The sequence below is a fragment of the Marinobacter sp. F4218 genome, assembly GCF_019443085.1.
Taxonomy (GTDB): domain Bacteria; phylum Pseudomonadota; class Gammaproteobacteria; order Pseudomonadales; family Oleiphilaceae; genus Marinobacter; species Marinobacter albus.
The window spans coordinates 1,227,698-1,244,647 of sequence record NZ_JAHZIL010000003.1 but is presented as its reverse complement, the minus strand read 5'-3'; the positions used below and the strand labels follow the sequence as shown (position 1 = coordinate 1,244,647).

The window sequence follows — 16,950 nt, the reverse complement described above, 5'->3', positions numbered from 1 at the left end:
CATGGCACGGAAGCATACCTGCATTCATCGAACCCAGTGCGGCGCGGCCACGCTGCGCACGATTCTGCTGTTGTTCACCGGCTCCCTGCTGGTTCTTGTTCTGGTGGTCGGATTCGTGACCAGCTACGGCTACTTTCGCACTTACGTGTCAGAGCAACTGGCCGGACACGCGAGGGATGGTGCGACCGCGGTCGGATTGTCCCTGTCCAATGCCATCGATGCCCGGGATCCGGTTGCCGCGGCCTCGCTGATCGATGCCGTGTTCGACAGCGGGCGTTATTTGTCCGTGCGTTACCTCAACCATCAGGGGCGCGAGGTGGCGGGGCGTGCGATGACGTTGTCCGACAGTGGGGTGCCGTCATGGTTTCGTGCGTTTGCGGATCTTGAGCTGACGGTGGCGGAAGCGGAAGTCGTCCGGGGCTGGAGCCGGTTGGGCAAGGTGGAGGTCGTGAGTAATCCGGGTCGGGCTTACACGGACCTGTGGCGAATTACGATTGGTCTTGTTGCCAGCACAGCGATCATCGGCGGCGTTGGCCTGTTTGCGTTGTTTCTGCTGCTGAAGCGAACCCTTCGGCCCCTGCGGGCCCTGGAGCGACAGGCCCAGGCACTCGGAAACCGGGATTTCCGTCAGCGGGTGACCGTCAAGTCCACCCGTGAGGTAAACCAGGTCACGGCTGCCATGAATCAGATGGCCGACGATCTTGGCCAGCTTTTCGAGGGGCAGGCAAAGCTGATTCAGCATCTGCGTCGGGTAAATAACGAGGACCCGGTCACCGGACTGGCGAGCCGAAGTGCGTTTGATCAGCGTCTGAAAGTTGAGGTGGAATCCGAGGAAAAGGCGGCCCCTGGCGCCTTGATTCTGGTGCAGCTTTGGGACTTTTCCGCCTACAATCAGACCTACGGCCGAAGCGAGGCGGACCGGCTTTTGCTGCGGGCAGCCGTGGTGGTCAACGGGTTTGTCGCTGCCCACATGGGATCGTTTGCCGGGCGCCGCAATGGTGCCGAATTCTGTATCTATGTGCCCGGGGCGATGCCGGCGGATGCGGGCATCTGGTGCCAGGATCTGGTGGCCGAGCTGGACGGGGTCTACGCTGACCTTGCGGCGCCACTGGAAACCGCCGTTCATGCCGGCGTGGCACGTACCGGAGAAGGTCGCGGCATACGCGAGTTGCTGGCGGCGGCCGATGAAGCCCTGCGGCTGGCCCAGGCCAACGAAGAGACCGGTTGCCACCTTGCGGAAACGGAAAAGGAGGGGCATCACAACCTTGAGACCTGGCGGGTGATTATCAGCCAGGCCATCCGCGAGCAGAACCTGTCACTCTGGTTGCAGCCGATGGTCAGTGAGCACCAGTCCCAGCCGGTCTACCATCAGGTATTTTCCCGCATCGACGGACCGGAAGGCCCCCTCAAGGCAGGCGCTTTCATTCCCATGGCCGAGCGCTTTGGTCTGATCTCGGACATTGACCGGCTGTTGATGCAAAGGGTTCTGAAGCGGCTGGCCGAACGCCCGGACGAACCGCTGGCGGTGTCACTGAGCAGTGCGTCCGTAGCCAGTGAGTCTTTCCGCAAGGAGATGCTTGCCATGCTGGAGGAGGCCGGTTCGCCCGCGGAAAATCTCTGGATTGGCATATCGGAACACACCATCCACCACCACCGGACCGCGGTAGGTCTGCTGGTCAAGGCCCTGGTTCGCCTCGGGGTGCCCGTGCTGGTGGATCGCTTCGGCGTGGGTGGGGTGCCCTTCAGCTACCTGAGGAATCTGAGCGTCCAGGCATTGCGTATTGATAACTCATTCATCCACGATATAGACACTCACGATGACAACCGCTTTTATCTGGAATCCGTGGTGTCCATTGCACACAGCCGGGGGGTGAAGGTGTTCGCGACCGGTGTGGAAACGTCAGCGGAGTACTCGGTGGTCACCAAACTGGGTATTGACGGGGCCATGGGGTACCATCTTGGTCGACCATTTGCTGCTGAACACTAATCGACAGGGGAATAAGAGTCTATGCCAGGCAAACTCAGACAGTATTTCAGGGACAAGAAAGACGACGTTCAGGATTATGCCGGCGGCCGCGGTATGATTGGGAAATTCATTCTGATCGTGTTGGTGGTGTACCTGTTGGTGACCATCGTCCTTGGCATGTACTGGAGTAGCGAGCCGGAAGAATTCTCGGTAAGGGAGCATACCCGTTCGGTGGCTAAAGAGATGCAGCGGGAGCCGATCACCGGGTTTGCAACAACGGTGACCATGATCCGCATTGCCGAGACACTTCTGGACAAGCCGGGTGGCTACATTTCTAACGATATTTTTCCGCCGGGCCTGTGGTTGGACAACACGCCGAACTGGGAGTACGGCGTGCTGGTCCAGCTGCGGGATCTGTCCCGGGCCATGCGCAAGGACATTAGCCGGTCCCAGAGCCAATCCGCCGAGGATCGGGACCTCACCATTGCCGAGCCACAGTTCCATTTTGACAGCAACAGCTGGGCGATTCCGTCGACCGAAGCCGAGTACCGTCGCGGAATCCGGGGGCTCAAGCGCTATCTCAACCGCCTGTCGGATCCGGAGCAGCCTGATGCCCAGTTTTTTGCCCGTGCCGATAACCTGAGCAACTGGCTGGCTGACCTGGAGACCCGTCTGGGCAGTCTGTCCCGGACTCTCGGGGAAAGCGTTGGTAAAGCGTCGGTATCCGATGCGGTCGCCAACGTTAACCAGGACGATCCGCTGGACGAGGAAACCGGTTCCATTGATGTGAAAACGCCCTGGACACGGATCGACGACGTGTTTTACGAGGCTCGCGGCAGTTCCTGGGCCCTGCTGCACATCTTCCGCGCCATTGAAGTTGATTTTCGCAAGGTGCTGCAGGACAAGAATGCCATGGCCAGCGTGAAGCAGGTCATTATCGAACTCGAAGGGGCGCAGGGTTCGATGTGGAGCCCGGTGGTGCTCAACGGCAATGGTTTCGGGGTGCTGGCCAATCACTCCCTCACCATGGCGGCCTATCTGTCCCGGGCCAACGCAGCGATCAGCGACATGCGGGATCTGCTCTCCCGTGGCTAGTTAAGGGGGCCACGAAAACAAAAAAACCGGGCTTCTGCCCGGTTTTTTGTGCGTCAAAAGCGGGTTGATCAGCCCTTGTAGGCCTTGATCGACTCTTCGATGGCTTTCTTGGCGGCAGCGGCGTTATCCCAACCCTGTACCTTGACCCACTTGCCGGGTTCGAGCGTCTTGTAGTTCTCGAAGAAGTGCTTGATCTGGTCGCGCAGCAGCTCGGGCAGGTCGTCGATTTCCTTGACGCCATGGTACGTGGTGGTCAGTTTGTCGTGGGGTACCGCCACCAGCTTGGCGTCACCGCCGGCTTCGTCTTCCATGTTCAGCACACCCACCGGGCGGCAGCGGATAACCGAACCGGCCTGGACCGGGTACGGGGTCACGACCAGTACGTCCAGTGGATCGCCGTCGTCGGCCAGAGTGTGCGGGATGAACCCGTAGTTGGCCGGGTAGAACATTGGCGTCGCCATGAAACGGTCGACCAGCAGGGCACCCATGTCCTTGTCCAGTTCGTACTTGACCGGTGAGCTGTTGGCCGGGATTTCGATGGCAACGTAGATGTCTTCAGGCGGATTCTTGCCTGAGGGAATGTTCGAGAATTGCATAGTCGATCCTTCCAGGGTGCGTTTAGATAGTGTGTTTAACTGCGGCTAAAAAGTGGGCGCAATTATACGGAAGTATCCTGCAGTTCGAAACTAAACGTTGGTCTTGCCCGGCGAACTAGAATTTGAGCTGTTTGCTGATCAGCTCCTTCATGATCTCGGTGGTGCCGCCGCCGATGGACAGGATCTTGCCGTCACGGTACAGACGTTCGACCACCGACTCCCGCATGTAGCCCATGCCCCCGAAGATCTGCACCGCCTCCCGGGTGACCTTTTCGCACACATCCACCGAAAAGTTTTTCGCCATGGCGACCTTTTTCACCGGGTTCTTGCCGGCCTGCATCAGATCGGCACAGCGGTAGGTGTATTCCCGGGCAACGTCGATCTGGGTAGCCATGTCCACCAGTTTATGGCGGGTAACCTGAAAGCCGGTGAGGTTGCGACCGAAGGCCTCGCGCTGGTTGGCATACTCCAGGGCAGCTTCGTACGCCAGTTGGGCGGTCATGTACGCCATGATCGACAGGCTCAGCCGTTCTGCCAAGAAATTACTCATGATGGCGATGAAACCGGCGTTCTCGGCGCCGATCAGGCGGTCGGCGGGCACCCGACAATCCTCGAAAAACAGCTCCGCGGTGTCGCTTGCCCACCAGCCCATCTTGCGCAGCTTCCTGCCGGTCGAAAAGCCTGGCATGTCCCGGTCGACCAGCAGCAGGCTGATGCCGCTGTGACCCTCGCCGCCGGTGCGCACCGCCACCGTGTAGTGATCGGCGCGCAGCCCGCTCGTAATGAAGGTCTTGCTGCCGTTGACGATGTAATGGTCGCCGTCCCGGACCGCACGGGTTTTCAGGTGAGCGACGTCGGAGCCGCCCCCGGGCTCGGTGACCGCCAGGGCGGCAATTTTTTCGCCCCGCAGGACCGGTGGCACGATCTGTTCCCGGATTTCCGGGCGCGCCCACTTGGCCACTGGGGGCAGGCCGATGTCGAGAGAGCCGAGGCTGGCCACTAGGCCGCCGGAGGTGGATCGCATAAGCTCTTCCGAAACGGCCACGCGCAGGAAAATGTCGCCTTCGCCGGTGCCGCCGAGTTCCTCCGGGAAGCCGATGCCCAGTAGGCCCGCGTCGCCCGCCAGCCGGTACAGCTCCCGCGGGAATTCGCCGGCTTCTTCCCAGTCGTCGATATGGGGCAGGACGTGGGCACTGATGAATTTCCGGGCGCTCAGGCGCGCCTGTTCATGGACGTCGTCGAAGTAATCGGACACGGTAAGGCTCCCTGTGATCTGGAATCATGGGATGCAGTGTTGCGCACTTTCGGCTACCAAGCAAGCGCTTGGTTATGGTTGATCGGGACAATAAAAAAGCTGGCCCGGAGGCCAGCTTCAGCTCGAATTCGCGCGCGTTGCCGGTCAGGTACCCGGGCGGGAAATGCTGTTCACCCCGGTGCTTGTGCCCAGCAGGAGGAGATCCGCAGGGCGGCGGGCAAACAGCCCGTTGGTTACCACACCAACGATGTTGTTCAGTTTTTCTTCCACGTCGATCGGGCGCGAGATGTCGAGGTTGTGGACGTCAATAATGATGTTGCCGTTGTCGGTGACCACGCCCTCCCGGTAAACCGGATCACCACCCAGTTTCACGATTTCGCGGCCCACATGGCTGCGCGCCATCGGAATGACCTCCACTGGCAACGGGAAGCCACCCAGCACGCCCACCATCTTCGATTCGTCGGCAATGCAGACAAAGGTCTCCGCGACCGCGGCCACAATCTTCTCGCGGGTTAACGCAGCGCCCCCGCCTTTGATCAGCTCCAGACGCTCGTTGGCTTCATCGGCGCCGTCAACATAGAATTCCAGCGAGCCGGCACTGTTCAGATCATACACCGGAATGCCGTGGCTTTTCAGACGTTCGGCAGTCGCCTCGGAGCTGGCAACGGCACCGTCAAACTCGTTTTTCAGATCTGCCAGCATGTCGATGAAGAAGTTGGCGGTGCTTCCAGTCCCCACGCCAATGATGCTGTCGCTGTCGAGGCGAGGTGCGATGTAGTCGACGGCGGCTTTTGCCACGGCTTTTTTGAGTTCGTCCTGGGTCATGGAGGGGCTCCGGGTGCAATTCTGGATGAGTTTCGCATCATTATAGCGCTTCCGGGCGGTCTGCTTATAGACGGCTGCCGTGCAAACTTTCTACACTGTTGGTTTTTCCCAGCCAACCACCAACGACCGGAACCGCTATGCCGCAACGCTACATCAAGAAGATTCTCGATGCGCGCGTCTATGACGTGGCCATCGAAACACCTCTGACTGAAGCCCGCAGTCTGTCCAAGCGTTTTGGCAATAACATTCTGCTCAAGCGCGAAGACCTTCAGCCGGTGTTTTCTTTCAAGATTCGCGGTGCGTACAACCGGATTGCGCAACTGTCGGAAGAACAGAAGGCCAAAGGTGTGATTTGTGCCTCGGCCGGCAACCATGCCCAGGGCGTGGCGCTGGCGGCCAAAAAACTGGGGATCAAGGCGGTGATCGTCATGCCGCAGACCACGCCGGAGATCAAGGTGCGCTCGGTGCGGGACCATGGCGCCCGGGTGGTGCTCAGGGGCGACGCCTTTGACGAAGCCGCGGCCCATGCGCAGGAACTGATCCAGAAGCATGGCTACACCTACATTCCCCCGTTTGACGATCCTGACGTGATCGCGGGGCAGGGCACCGTGGCCATGGAAATCATGTGGCAGTTCAGTCAGCCCATCCACGCCATCTTCATCTGTGTTGGCGGCGGTGGCCTTATTGCCGGCATGGCGGCCTACATCAAGTACCTGCGCCCCGAGATCAAGGTCATTGGAGTCGAGCCCGAAGACTCCAACTGCCTGCAGGCTGCCATGAAGGCGGGCAAGCGGGTGGTTCTGGATGAGGTGGGCATTTTTGCCGACGGCGTGGCGGTCAAGCAGATTGGCAAATACCCCTGGGAAATCTGCAAGGATCATGTTGACGAGGTGATCACCGTATCCACAGACGAAATCTGCGCCGCCATCAAGGATGTGTTCGAGGATACCCGGTCGATTGCTGAGCCTGCGGGGGCGCTGGGTGTTGCCGGCATCAAGAAATACATCCAGCGAGAGCAGATCGAAGGCGAAAACATGGTGGCCACCCTGAGTGGTGCCAACATGAACTTCGACCGGCTGCGTTACGTGTCTGAGCGCACGGAAATCGGTGAGCAGCGAGAAGCGATTCTCGCCGTGACCATTCCGGAGAAACCCGGGGCGTTCAAGACGTTTATCAACGCCCTGCACAAACGCAGTATCACGGAATTCAACTACCGTTTCGCCGATCGCGAAGAGGCGACGATTTTCGTTGGTATCCAGATTCAGGCCGGTGGCCACGGCCGTGAGGACTTGGTGCAGGACCTCCGGGAGTCCGGCTACGGTGTGATTGACCTGACCGACAGCGACCTCGCCAAGCAGCATATCCGCCACATGGTCGGCGGCCATGCGCCGAGCATCACCAATGAAAAGGTCTTCCAGTTCGAGTTTCCCGAGCGTCCGGGTGCGCTCCTGAAATTCCTGATGTCCCTCGGTACCCGCTGGAATATTTCAATGTTCCATTACCGCAACCACGGTGCGGCCTACAGCCGGGTTCTGCTGGGAGCCCAAGTGGATGACGGGGAAGTAAAAGACTTCGAGAAGATGCTCGACAAAGTCGGTTTCCGGTATGAGAACATGACCGACAACGAGGCGTACCAGCTGTTCCTTGGCGCCGGCAACAGTCAGGGCGGGTAGCCCAGGCCACGGTCCGACCGGTCAGAGGCGGGCCGGTTGTTGTATTCCGGAAATATTACAAAACAGTAACCTGTCAAAAATTGTAAAAAGCGGGATGCATGTTAATCTTTCGATTAATTCTTGGAAACAGAAATAGCTACCTGATTTCAAACATTTTAATAACCAACTTTGAAGGAAGCGAAAACCATGGGCGGCAAGCCTGACATTATCAAAGCCGTTGTGCTGATATTTGCTGTCGGCCTTGTCATCACCGGGTTCACGTCGATTCACGCTTCCGAAGATCAACCCCGCATCGAGGCTGGTGTCACCGTTGGAGCGCTTCAGGTCGCTGAAGGTCGCCTGAACCGGTAACACCTCCGGTCGGTTACCACACCGTGCAGCGGTACGTCCCACGGCTCAGTGGGTAACTGTCGCACCCTCTGGAAATCGTGGGCAAGCCCGATCAATTTGGGGGCCAGCCTCGGCCGAAGCCGGCAGAAGGCGAAGGTCCGGTCATAAAATCCTCCCCCCATGCCCAGTCGTCCCCCGTCTTCATCAAATCCCACCAGCGGAAACAGTACCGCATCCAATGCCCAGGCCGGGCGCCTGAGTCCGTCGCTGAATGCAGGCTCCGGTATGCCAAAGCGGTTGGGGCGTAACTCGACGTCGTCGGAGTAAGGGCTGAAGGCCAGTCTTCCCGGATGAATCGGGTGGAGAACCGGCAGATAGAACCGGATACCTTTGCGTCGACCCAGATCCATATACAGTCGTGGGTCAATCTCGCCGTCATTCGGCAAGTAGATGGCAATGTGTCGGGCCCGGTGCAGATCGGGGTTATTCAGCAGATTCAGGGCGAGGTGTTCGGATGCCTGTTGCTGTTGTTCGTACGACAGGGAGCGGCGCTGCTGGCGCAAGTGCTTGCGGAGTTCGCTGCGCGAAAACGTATCGGACTGGGAATCGAAAGGTTGGGGATCGATAAACTGGCTCAAAATAAAGCTTCCCGGGCTGCCGTTATCGGATGTTGCCCTTGAACCCAAAGTTCAAGGTCGGTGGCCGCTGTGACATATTAGGCTTTCCCCTGTCGGGGACGTGCTCACAATGCCCTGAAGTAGCCACCTGGGTAATGCGCATCGGCTCGAGGACGTATCCGACTATCGCGAACAGCCCAGGAAGTTGACTTCATTATACGGGCACAGCCGGGGCCGATTGCAACACCGATTCTGTAACCCTTGCCGAGAGTTAAGAATGCCTACTGGCCGGAGGGCTCGCCCAGGGCGTTGTCCAGCTTGCTTCCCATGGCCTGCAGAAGTGAGCTGGTGGCATCAGACATGGTGTCCCGTTCCAGCAGTTCATGTGTGATGTTGAGGGCGGCCATGACCGCTATACGCTCGGTGCCGAATACCTTGCCGCTGGAGCGGATTTCACGCATCTTGTCGTCCAGATGCCGGGCCGCGCGCAACAGGGCTTCGCGTTCCTCCTCCGGGCAGGCGACCAGGTATTCCTTGTCGAGAATCTTCACCTCTACGGTGGTGGATTGCTGAGACATCAGTGGTGCTCCAGCGCCCTCAGGCGGCCAATCATGGCTTCGATCTTGTTTTTGGCAAGATCATTCTTGTGCATCAACTGGGCCCGCTCACGGTTCCAGTCATCCTGCAGGTCCCGCAAGGTAGCGTTATCCCGCTCCAGTTTTTCACAGTGCTCGATCAGCTTATCCAGCTTGTCCGCTAATGCCTGTACTTCGGACTGTTCCATCACGTGCCCAACATCGGTTGTTGTGGTTGCAATCAACTATAAGTCTGGACGCTAAGTTGGTCAATTTACAGGGTTGTCATTACGGTGCCCGCGTGACGCCTGTCACTCCTCGCCACTGTCGCCCAGTCCCAGGGCACGACTCTTGCGCCAGGCGCTGGCCGCGGGCAGCAGTGCAACCAGGAGAGCGGCCAGTGGCACGGCCCCAAGCAGGCTCCATTCAACGGTATTGAGGGGCCGCAGGCGGGTTTGCAGGCCGTAGGCTTCCTGAAGCCATGGACTGAGAGCAGAAACCGCGACAGCACCGAGGGCCACCGCCAGGAGGCAGGCCACCAGGGCCAAGGCCACACATTCGATCAGGTACAGGGCGGCTATCAGGCCGGGAGACGCGCCGGTAGCCCGAAGGATCGAAATTTCGTGGGTGCGTTGGGCCTGCAGGGTCAGCAGAACCGCAATCAGACCGATCAGGCTGGTAACGACCACAAATCCCGTGATGCCCAGCAGGGCGCGTTCAAACTGGCTCATGAGACGCCACAGTTCGCTGAGGGCGACACCGGGCAGAATGGCCGAAAGGGGCTCCCCGGCGTACTGATTTAGTTCGCGCTGGACCCGGAAGGTCAAAAGCTTGCGCTTGAGGCCGGCGAAGGCGGCGGTGATGGCGTCCGGGGTGAAGTCCCGACCCTCGGCCTGTTCGGGCGTCAGTGTCCGGCCGGGAATGGCGACCCCGGATTCCCAGCCGACGTGCATCGCTTCAATGCCTGCCAAGCTGATATAGACCGCCCGGTCAACCGGGGTGCCGGTGTTTGCGAGGACCCCCGTAACGCGAAAGGGCGTGTCGTCATGATTGGAGAAACTGGTGCGGCCGCCGCCGTGGGACAGCACGATACTGTCACCCACACCGTGTCCCTGTTCGCGGGCGACACCGGCGCCGAGGACGACGTCAAACACCTTATCGAACCAGCGGCCATCGGCCAGTTCCAGGGGCTGACCCTGGCCAAAGCGGAAATGCTCCAGAAAGGCGTCGTCGGTGCCTACAACCCGAAAGCCCCGATAGCTGTCCCCCAGCGAAATCGGTATCAGCCAGTCAATGCGAGCGTCCTTGCGCAGCTCCTGAAAGGTCGACCAGCGGATGTTGTTGGTGGCATCGCCCATGTGGAACACCGTGTAGAGCAGGAGGTTCAGCTGGCCACTCCGGGCGCCAATGATGAGGTCGGTGTCGCTGATGGTGCTGGTGAACGAGTGTTTGACCTCGGTACGGAAATACTGGATGCCAAGCAACAGGGTAACGCTGAGGGTCAGGGTCAGGCAGACCAGTCCGAGGACCCGCCGTCGATACCAGAGGCTGGCGGCGGCGAGGGAGAATGCCAGCTGCGCTCTCATAGCTCCGGCTCCGTCAGTCGGACCTGGTGGGTGAAGTGCTGTGCCAGGCTGCGATCGTGGCTGACAAACAGTACGGATGTGTTTCGTTCTTCGGCCAGGGTAAGCAGGAGATCGAGGAAACGGTCGCGGTTGTCGCTGTCCAGCGCAGACGTGGGCTCGTCCGCCAGAATGATTTCCGGGCCGCCGATCAGGGCCCTGGCGGCGGCAATACGTTGTTGCTGGCCAATGCTCAGGCGGGTGACGCTGCGTGGCCAGCAGTCCTTCGGAATCGCGAGCGCTGTCAGTAACCGGTGTGCTTCCCGGGTCGGATCCGGGTCGGTGGCGTCACGCCTTGACGCCGATAGCCGGCATGGCAAGGTGACGTTAGCCTCGGCGCTCAGGTAGGGCACCAGATTGAACTGCTGGAAAATGACGCCGATGTGGTCTGCTCTGAATCGGTCCCGGTCACCGGCATTGAGCTGATGTATCGGGGTGCCAAGGATCCCGATGCCACCAGTCGAGGGTGATAGCATCCCGGACAGCAGGCTCAGGAACGTACTCTTGCCACTGCCGCTGGGGCCATGGAGAAACAGGTGCTCACCGGCAGGTAGGGTCAGGTCCGGAAAGGTAATCGGTGAGTGCTCGCTGTCCCAGCAATGGCTCAGGCCAGTAGTTTCGATCGCAGGGGCGGGGCCCGGGGCGCGGTGAGGCGCAGATTCTGTCGTGGGGGTCATGTTGATTGCTATTTGTCCGGTGTATGATTGCCGAAAATCAGATTCCTCGATCCAATGGAGAACCCGTGCTGATGTCCCATTCTGTTTTTGGCCTGCAAGTGCCATGGCTCCTGTCGGCTTTGCTGACGCTCACGCTGGGGCATTCGCTGTCGGCCTATGCCGAACCCCGGGAAATCGACTGGCTGGAACTTATGCCGGCTGAAGATCTGGCACTGTTGGAAAATATGCCAGAAGTTGTGCACGAGGGCGATGGTGCGCCCCTGCTGCCTGACGAAATCATGACCGGCCGAGTGGTGTCGGACATGGGCAATGTCCAAGGCCGGATTCCCGGCTTCGTAGTCCCCCTGAAAACCACTCAGGACATGCGGATTCTGGAGTTCTTTCTGGTGCCATACTACGGCGCCTGTATCCACGTGCCTCCACCACCGCCCAACCAGATTATCCACGTGAAATACCGCGAAGGGTTCAAGCTGGAAGCGCTCTACGATCCGGTCTGGATCGAGGGGACGCTGATTATCGAACGGACCGAAAGCGATCTCGGCACATCCTCCTACTCCATGGTTGCGGACGCCGTGTCGCCTTATCAGGAGTAGATTCAGGGCCGAAGACTGAATCGGTTGCCGTCCCCCTCAAGTACGACGGCGCCCTGGCCATCCGGCCCGGTCCAGGCAACGTCGAGGTGTTCCAGTCCGGGGAAGCGTTCGGTCAGCGGTGTGGTCAACGCTTCCGCACTTTGGAGGTCGGGGCAATCCAGCAGCTGGCTGATCTCGAAATCGGCGTGCTGGCCGTGTTCGGGCTTGCTGGTGTTACCGGCAAATTCGGATTCAATGGCGACGCTTTCGAGAATGCAAGTGATTGAGGAGGTGTTAATCAGCGGCGTCTCGCTGAGCCATTCGACCACCGAATCGATCGTTTCCTGCTGGTCCGGGGTGTGGGCTCGGTGCTCGAATCCGAGCAGGTTCTGAGCCGGCGACTGGAAGTGCAGGTCTACCTTCTGCCCGGAAATGGCCAGTTGCAGTTCTGCGTGACCGTGCTGGTGAGAGCCAGGGTTATCGGCTGCGACAGTGACCCCCGTGATGACCAATGGGGCAACCAGAAGGGGCAGGCATCGGCCTGAAATCATGATCAAGTCCCGAGATTGAAAGTGATATGTTATAACATTTTCCGGTTTTGCTGCCTGAAAAGCAACCGGGTCGTGTCTTGAAAGCGCCTGAATGCTAGGATAGAAGCTCCATTCAATAACACAGGAATGTCCTGGTTCATGTCCGAGACCGACACAACCGGAGCTGCCCGAGCCGCTGAATTCGAGCGCTGGGCCAACGTTTTTACTGCCCACAAGGCGTTTAGCCACCCCTCCGAATTGCACGGAGTTCTTTGTGGTCGATTGGCCGCCGGCTCCCGTATTGAAGAGCCGGAATGGCTGGATATGGTCTGTGAGCACATGGGATTGCCCGAAAGTGCGGCCGAGGAGTCCGGCGATCTGGCGCCGTTCATGAATAAGGCGTATGAACAGACCCTGGCGCTCTTGAAATCGGCCGACATGAGTTTCCATCCTTTATTGCCGGATGATGACTATGCCATCGAGCAGCGTCTGGAGGCCCTGGTGGCCTGGGTGCGCGGCTTTCTCGAAGGCATGGCGCTGTCGGCCGGTGAATCGCTCGGGCAGGCGCCCGATGAGATCCGCGAACTGATCGAAGACCTGGTGGCAATCAGTCAGCTTTCGGCCGATGAAGAAGCCGATGACGAGAGCGAGCAGCAGTTACTGGAAATCACCGAATACGTCCGGCTGGGGGCACTGGCGGTCTTTACCGAGTTTAACGCCCCGGAGAAGCCGGCTTCTCAATCCCCGACCCTGCACTGAGCAAGGTCGACACTGCGGGAGAGTTTATGTCGTCCATGATACCCGTTAAGGAATTCGCCGAGCGCCGTCGAAAGCTGATGGAGCGCATGGCGCCCGACAGCATTGCCATTATCCCGGCGGCGCCGGAACGCGTGCGCAACCGTGACGTGCTGCACCCGTTCCGTCAGGACAGCGATTTTCAGTACCTGAGTGGTTTTGGTGAGCCCGAGGCGGTGCTGGCACTGATTCCGGGCCGCGAACACGGCGAATCCGTGCTGTTCTGCAAGGAACGCAATCCTGAAAAAGAACTCTGGGACGGTTTCCTGGTCGGGCCTGAAGGCGCCATTGAACGCTTCGGTCTCGACGACGCTTTCCCGATCTCCGACATCGACGACATCCTGCCCGGCATGATCGAGGGCCGCAGTCGGGTGTACTACCCCCTGGGCAAGGATCAGCAGTTCGACAGCAAGGTGATGGGCTGGGTCAAGACCATCCGCAGCAAGGTGCGGACCGGCGCTCACCCCCCCGGAGAATTTGTCTCGCTGGAGCACTTCCTGCACGACCTGCGTCTGTTCAAGAGTGCCAACGAGATCAAGGTCATGGCGAAGGCGGGCGAGATCAGCGCCGAGGCCCATTGTCGGGCCATGAAGCGCGCGCGCAAGGGTGGCAGCGAATACAACCTGGAGGCCGAACTGATCCACACCTTCATGGATCACGGTGCCCGGTCGACGGCCTATCCATCGATCGTGGGTGGTGGTGCCAATGGCTGCATCCTGCATTACATCGAGAACAGTGCGCCGTTGAAAGACGGCGACCTGGTCCTGATCGACGCCGGCTGCGAATACGAATGTTACGCGTCGGATATCACCCGGACCTTCCCGGTGAGCGGCAAATTCAGCCCTGAGCAGCGGGCGCTCTATGAGGTTGTGCTGTCGGCCCAATACGCGGCCATTGATGCGGTGCGGCCGGGCAACCATTGGAACCACCCCCACGAGGCGGCGCTGCGGGTGCTTACACAGGGTCTGATTGATCTCGGCCTGCTGTCGGGAACCGTGGAGGACGCCATCGCCAACGAAGCCTACAAGCCCTTCTTCATGCACCGGACCGGCCACTGGCTGGGCCTGGATGTCCATGACGTCGGCGACTACAAGGTCGGCGATGCTTGGCGCCTGCTGGAGCCGGGCATGGCGCTGACCGTGGAACCGGGCCTGTACATTGCCCTCGACAATACCAGCGTCGATGAAAAGTGGCGCGGTATCGGTATCCGCATCGAGGACGATGTGGTCGTGACCAAAGAGGGGTGCCGGGTACTGACCGATGGTGTGCCCAAGACCATCCCAGACATCGAAGCGTTGATGGCGGACTGACCCCGTGAACCGCTTCGATACCGATCTGATCATTGCCGGTGGCGGCCTGGCAGGAGCCACGCTGGCGCTGGCCCTCGCCCGCGTGGTGCCTTCCCTGCGGGTCACGGTGGTCGAGACCTTCCCCCTGTCGGCGGATGCCCTCCCGGAACACTACCAGCCCAGTTATGACGCCCGCTCGACCGCGCTGGCCTGGGGCTCGCGGCTGATTTTTGAGGAGCTGGGGTTGTGGCCAAGATTGTCGGAACACGCCACGCCGATCCGCCAGATTCACGTATCGGATCGGGGGCATTTCGGCGCCACTCGTCTGAACGCCGGGGACCATGGTCAAGAGGCCCTTGGTTACGTGGCAGACAACCGCTGGATGGGTCTCTGCCTGATGCGGGAACTGCTGGAAACCGGGGTGCAGTGGCAGGCGCCGGCGGAGGTCGTCGATATGACCCCCGAGACCGAAGGCGTCCGCGTCGCCCTGAAACGCGGAACCGAAACCTGGAGCCTGAGCGCCCAGTGTCTGGTTGTTGCTGACGGTGGCCGGTCCGGACTGCGGGAGGCACTCGGATTCCAGACCCGCAACCACAGCTACGGTCAGAACGCGCTGATCGCGAATGTCTCGACCGGCGAGAGCCACCGATTCACAGCGTTTGAACGGTTCACTGACGCCGGCCCCATGGCCCTTCTTCCCCACGGCACGACAACCCGGGCCGGTCATCAATCGGCGCTGGTCTGGACCTTGACCGACGAGGCCCTCGACGAGGTGCTTGCGTTATCCGACCCACAGAAGTGCCAGCGTCTGCAGGAGCGGTTTGGCTGGCGGCTCGGTCGCTTCACGCGTATTGGCGAATGCAGTCACTACCCGCTGAAACTGACCACCGTGGATGAGGCCGTTCGGCCGGGCGTGGCATTGGTCGGCAACGCTGCCCATGCCCTGCACCCGGTGGCTGGCCAGGGTTTCAACCTGGCACTGCGGGGGCTGATGACTCTGGTGGAACAGCTCCGGCAGGCGGTCGAGCAGGGGCAGTCGCTGGGTGATCTTCAGGTTCTGGGCCGTTATCAACGTCTGCATCGCCAGGACTGGCAGCAGACCGTGCAGTTCTCCGACTCCCTGATCCGCATATTCGGCGATGCTCCGGCACCCGTAGCGGCGGCCCGCGATGCCGGACTGGTCGGGCTGGATTTGCTGCCCGGGGCAAAACGCTGGTTTGCCCGCAAAGCCATGGGCCTTGGCGGGCGCCGGGCGGTCATCAGCAAGCCAGGGGTTGCACGCAGGGAGCCGGCAGGGCATGAGTAAGATCGGGACGTTCGATGTTCTGGTGGTAGGCGGTGGCATGATCGGGGCCGCCCTTGCTCTGGGGCTGTCCCGGCAGGGCTGGCGGGTCGGTCTGGTTGAGGGCAGTGATCGTGCGCCACTGGTCAGTCGAATGCCCCCGGCCGACGGAGTGGCGGATTTTGAACCACGGGTCAGTGCCATCTCCGTCGCCAGCCAGCAGTTGCTGCAGGAGCTGGGCGTCTGGCAGGAGGTGGTTGCCGGCCGCCATTGCCCCTACCAGAAAATGACCGTCTGGGATGGGGATGGCACCGGTCGCATTCACTTTGACGCCGCCGAGCTGCAGGCAGGGGCCTTAGGTACGATCGTGGAAAACCGTGCAATAGTCCGGGCCCTGTTTGAGGCGCTGGAAGTCAGTGAGGTCGAGCTGATTGACGGAGTCAAAGTGACGGGCTGGTGGCAGGATGGCGACCAACAAGGCATTGAACTGGCGGATGGCCACAGCCTGGGTGCCCGACTGGTCGTGGCCGCCGATGGTGCGAACTCGCGCCTGCGTCAGTGGGTGGGCCTGCCGACCCGGGAATGGGATTACGATCAGCAGGCGATTGTCTGCACCGTACAGACTGCCCAGAGTCACCGATTTACGGCCTGGCAGCGGTTTTCACTGACTGGCCCACTGGCGTTTCTTCCGCTGCTCTCGGAATCGGGCGACGAGCATTTCTGTTCCATTGTCTGGTCCCAGGACACTGAAGAGGCCAGGCGCCTGATGGCGCTGGATGAAGCCCGATTTGTCGCCGAACTGGAGGCGGCCATCGAACGGGAAATGGGCGCCGTGGTGTCCGTCTCCCGCCGCTTTGCCTTCCCGCTGCGCCAGCGCCATGCCAAGGACTATGTTGCGCGCGGTTTTGCGCTGGTGGGGGACGCGGCACACACGATACACCCGTTGGCGGGCCAGGGCGCGAACCTCGGTTATGGGGATGTCCGGGCCTTACTGGATGAACTGTCCCGGGCCCGAGGCGCAGGCCTGAGCCCGGCCGAGCCGCTGGTTCTGGCCCGTTACCAGCGCCGCCGAAAGGCCGAGAATCTGGCCATGATGGCGGCAATGGAGGGGTTCAAACAGCTGTTCGCGCGGGATGAATTGCCGCTGCGATGGTTGAGAAATACCGGCATGAGATGGCTCGATGGCCTCGGCCCGGTCAAGCATCGGCTTGCCGCTGAAGCCATGGGTCTGAACCGCTGAAGGCCGATGCT

At 60.5% G+C, this 16,950-nt stretch carries 18 protein-coding genes and 1 other RNA gene; 9 read left to right on the top strand and 10 right to left on the bottom strand.

Annotated elements, in window-relative coordinates; genetic code table 11:
• Position 1: 1 nt before the first annotated feature.
• Positions 2–1,987 (top strand): EAL domain-containing protein, encoded by a 1,986-nt coding sequence (locus K0B93_RS09725; RefSeq protein WP_219867023.1) that lies wholly within the window; start codon positions 2–4, stop codon positions 1,985–1,987.
• Between the two features lie 21 nt (positions 1,988–2,008).
• On the top strand, positions 2,009–3,061 hold the full coding sequence (locus K0B93_RS09720; protein WP_219867022.1) for a DUF2333 family protein: 1,053 nt from the start codon (positions 2,009–2,011) through the stop codon (positions 3,059–3,061).
• Between the two features lie 68 nt (positions 3,062–3,129).
• On the opposite strand, the gene ppa is transcribed toward K0B93_RS09720, so the two are convergent.
• The 3 genes from ppa to rpiA form a co-directional block, all read right to left on the bottom strand.
• Positions 3,130–3,657: an inorganic diphosphatase gene (gene ppa, locus K0B93_RS09715; RefSeq protein ID WP_219867021.1), complete on the bottom strand. Its 528-nt coding sequence runs from the start codon at positions 3,655–3,657 to the stop codon at positions 3,130–3,132.
• Positions 3,658–3,772: 115 nt separating this feature from the next.
• Positions 3,773–4,912: an acyl-CoA dehydrogenase family protein gene (locus K0B93_RS09710; protein ID WP_219867020.1), complete on the bottom strand. Its 1,140-nt coding sequence runs from the start codon at positions 4,910–4,912 to the stop codon at positions 3,773–3,775.
• Between the two features lie 144 nt (positions 4,913–5,056).
• Positions 5,057–5,737: a ribose-5-phosphate isomerase RpiA gene (gene rpiA, locus K0B93_RS09705; protein ID WP_219867019.1), complete on the bottom strand. Its 681-nt coding sequence runs from the start codon at positions 5,735–5,737 to the stop codon at positions 5,057–5,059.
• Positions 5,738–5,874: 137 nt separating this feature from the next.
• Between rpiA and ilvA the strand changes: the two genes are divergently transcribed.
• Positions 5,875–7,410: a threonine ammonia-lyase, biosynthetic gene (ilvA, locus tag K0B93_RS09700; RefSeq protein WP_219867018.1), complete on the top strand. Its 1,536-nt coding sequence runs from the start codon at positions 5,875–5,877 to the stop codon at positions 7,408–7,410.
• A 186-nt stretch (positions 7,411–7,596) separates the two neighbouring features.
• Entirely contained in the window at positions 7,597–7,761 is a 165-nt protein-coding gene (locus tag K0B93_RS09695; protein ID WP_219867017.1) for a hypothetical protein, read from the top strand.
• On the opposite strand, the gene K0B93_RS09690 is transcribed toward K0B93_RS09695, so the two are convergent.
• The 6 genes from K0B93_RS09690 to K0B93_RS09665 all read right to left on the bottom strand — a co-directional run bounded on the left by K0B93_RS09690 (position 7,731) and on the right by K0B93_RS09665 (position 11,231).
• A complete protein-coding gene (locus tag K0B93_RS09690) occupies positions 7,731–8,378 on the bottom strand; it encodes a 5-formyltetrahydrofolate cyclo-ligase (protein ID WP_219867016.1) in 648 nt (215 codons plus the stop codon). The genes K0B93_RS09695 and K0B93_RS09690 overlap by 31 nt on opposite strands.
• 4 nt (positions 8,379–8,382) lie before the next feature.
• A non-coding RNA gene (ssrS, locus tag K0B93_RS09685) (6S RNA) lies at positions 8,383–8,564 on the bottom strand.
• A gap of 74 nt (positions 8,565–8,638) precedes the next feature.
• A complete protein-coding gene (locus K0B93_RS09680; protein WP_219867015.1) occupies positions 8,639–8,935 on the bottom strand; it encodes a cell division protein ZapA in 297 nt (98 codons plus the stop codon).
• Positions 8,935–9,141, bottom strand: a complete 207-nt coding sequence (locus K0B93_RS09675; protein ID WP_219867014.1) for a TIGR02449 family protein — start codon at positions 9,139–9,141, stop codon at positions 8,935–8,937. The genes K0B93_RS09680 and K0B93_RS09675 overlap by 1 nt, the downstream gene beginning before the upstream one ends.
• A gap of 102 nt (positions 9,142–9,243) precedes the next feature.
• Positions 9,244–10,518 carry an ABC transporter permease gene (locus K0B93_RS09670; RefSeq protein ID WP_219867013.1) on the bottom strand — a complete coding sequence of 425 codons (1,275 nt, stop codon included), beginning with the start codon at positions 10,516–10,518 and terminating at the stop codon, positions 9,244–9,246.
• A complete protein-coding gene (locus K0B93_RS09665; RefSeq protein WP_219867012.1) occupies positions 10,515–11,231 on the bottom strand; it encodes an ABC transporter ATP-binding protein in 717 nt (238 codons plus the stop codon). Before K0B93_RS09665 ends, K0B93_RS09670 begins: the two co-directional genes overlap by 4 nt.
• A 71-nt stretch (positions 11,232–11,302) precedes the next feature.
• Between K0B93_RS09665 and K0B93_RS09660 the strand changes: the two genes are divergently transcribed.
• On the top strand, positions 11,303–11,824 hold the full coding sequence (locus K0B93_RS09660) for a DUF3299 domain-containing protein (protein WP_219867011.1): 522 nt from the start codon (positions 11,303–11,305) through the stop codon (positions 11,822–11,824).
• Positions 11,825–11,826: 2 nt separating this feature from the next.
• On the opposite strand, the gene K0B93_RS09655 is transcribed toward K0B93_RS09660, so the two are convergent.
• Positions 11,827–12,354, bottom strand: a complete 528-nt coding sequence (locus tag K0B93_RS09655) for a ZrgA family zinc uptake protein (RefSeq protein WP_219867010.1) — start codon at positions 12,352–12,354, stop codon at positions 11,827–11,829.
• Between the two features lie 138 nt (positions 12,355–12,492).
• On the opposite strand from K0B93_RS09655, the gene K0B93_RS09650 reads away from it, so the two are divergent.
• Genes K0B93_RS09650 through K0B93_RS09635 form a run of 4 tightly spaced genes read left to right on the top strand, consistent with a single transcriptional unit; the run spans position 12,493 to position 16,939 of the window.
• Positions 12,493–13,092 carry a UPF0149 family protein gene (locus K0B93_RS09650; protein WP_219867009.1) on the top strand — a complete coding sequence of 200 codons (600 nt, stop codon included), beginning with the start codon at positions 12,493–12,495 and terminating at the stop codon, positions 13,090–13,092.
• A gap of 26 nt (positions 13,093–13,118) precedes the next feature.
• On the top strand, positions 13,119–14,438 hold the full coding sequence (gene pepP, locus K0B93_RS09645) for a Xaa-Pro aminopeptidase (protein WP_219867008.1): 1,320 nt from the start codon (positions 13,119–13,121) through the stop codon (positions 14,436–14,438).
• Between the two features lie 4 nt (positions 14,439–14,442).
• Positions 14,443–15,723, top strand: coding sequence for a 2-octaprenyl-6-methoxyphenyl hydroxylase (gene ubiH, locus K0B93_RS09640; RefSeq protein ID WP_219867007.1), 1,281 nt, complete (start codon positions 14,443–14,445; stop codon positions 15,721–15,723).
• Positions 15,716–16,939, top strand: a complete 1,224-nt coding sequence (locus K0B93_RS09635; RefSeq protein ID WP_219867006.1) for an FAD-dependent monooxygenase — start codon at positions 15,716–15,718, stop codon at positions 16,937–16,939. Before ubiH ends, K0B93_RS09635 begins: the two co-directional genes overlap by 8 nt.
• Positions 16,940–16,950: the final 11 nt, after the last annotated feature.

What these genes read in the sequence shown, in the direction of transcription:
- K0B93_RS09725 (WP_219867023.1), top strand. Translation starts at nt 2, where the DNA reads ATGGCACGGAAGCATACCTGCATTCATCGAACCCAGTGCGGCGCGGCC.
- K0B93_RS09720 (WP_219867022.1), top strand. Translation starts at nt 2,009, where the DNA reads ATGCCAGGCAAACTCAGACAGTATTTCAGGGACAAGAAAGACGACGTT.
- ppa (WP_219867021.1), bottom strand. Translation starts at nt 3,657, where the DNA reads ATGCAATTCTCGAACATTCCCTCAGGCAAGAATCCGCCTGAAGACATC.
- rpiA (WP_219867019.1), bottom strand. Translation starts at nt 5,737, where the DNA reads ATGACCCAGGACGAACTCAAAAAAGCCGTGGCAAAAGCCGCCGTCGAC.
- ilvA (WP_219867018.1), top strand. Translation starts at nt 5,875, where the DNA reads ATGCCGCAACGCTACATCAAGAAGATTCTCGATGCGCGCGTCTATGAC.
- K0B93_RS09695 (WP_219867017.1), top strand. Translation starts at nt 7,597, where the DNA reads ATGGGCGGCAAGCCTGACATTATCAAAGCCGTTGTGCTGATATTTGCT.
- K0B93_RS09680 (WP_219867015.1), bottom strand. Translation starts at nt 8,935, where the DNA reads ATGTCTCAGCAATCCACCACCGTAGAGGTGAAGATTCTCGACAAGGAA.
- K0B93_RS09675 (WP_219867014.1), bottom strand. Translation starts at nt 9,141, where the DNA reads ATGGAACAGTCCGAAGTACAGGCATTAGCGGACAAGCTGGATAAGCTG.
- K0B93_RS09670 (WP_219867013.1), bottom strand. Translation starts at nt 10,518, where the DNA reads ATGAGAGCGCAGCTGGCATTCTCCCTCGCCGCCGCCAGCCTCTGGTAT.
- K0B93_RS09665 (WP_219867012.1), bottom strand. Translation starts at nt 11,231, where the DNA reads ATGACCCCCACGACAGAATCTGCGCCTCACCGCGCCCCGGGCCCCGCC.
- K0B93_RS09660 (WP_219867011.1), top strand. Translation starts at nt 11,303, where the DNA reads ATGTCCCATTCTGTTTTTGGCCTGCAAGTGCCATGGCTCCTGTCGGCT.
- K0B93_RS09655 (WP_219867010.1), bottom strand. Translation starts at nt 12,354, where the DNA reads ATGATTTCAGGCCGATGCCTGCCCCTTCTGGTTGCCCCATTGGTCATC.
- K0B93_RS09650 (WP_219867009.1), top strand. Translation starts at nt 12,493, where the DNA reads ATGTCCGAGACCGACACAACCGGAGCTGCCCGAGCCGCTGAATTCGAG.
- pepP (WP_219867008.1), top strand. Translation starts at nt 13,119, where the DNA reads ATGTCGTCCATGATACCCGTTAAGGAATTCGCCGAGCGCCGTCGAAAG.
- K0B93_RS09635 (WP_219867006.1), top strand. Translation starts at nt 15,716, where the DNA reads ATGAGTAAGATCGGGACGTTCGATGTTCTGGTGGTAGGCGGTGGCATG.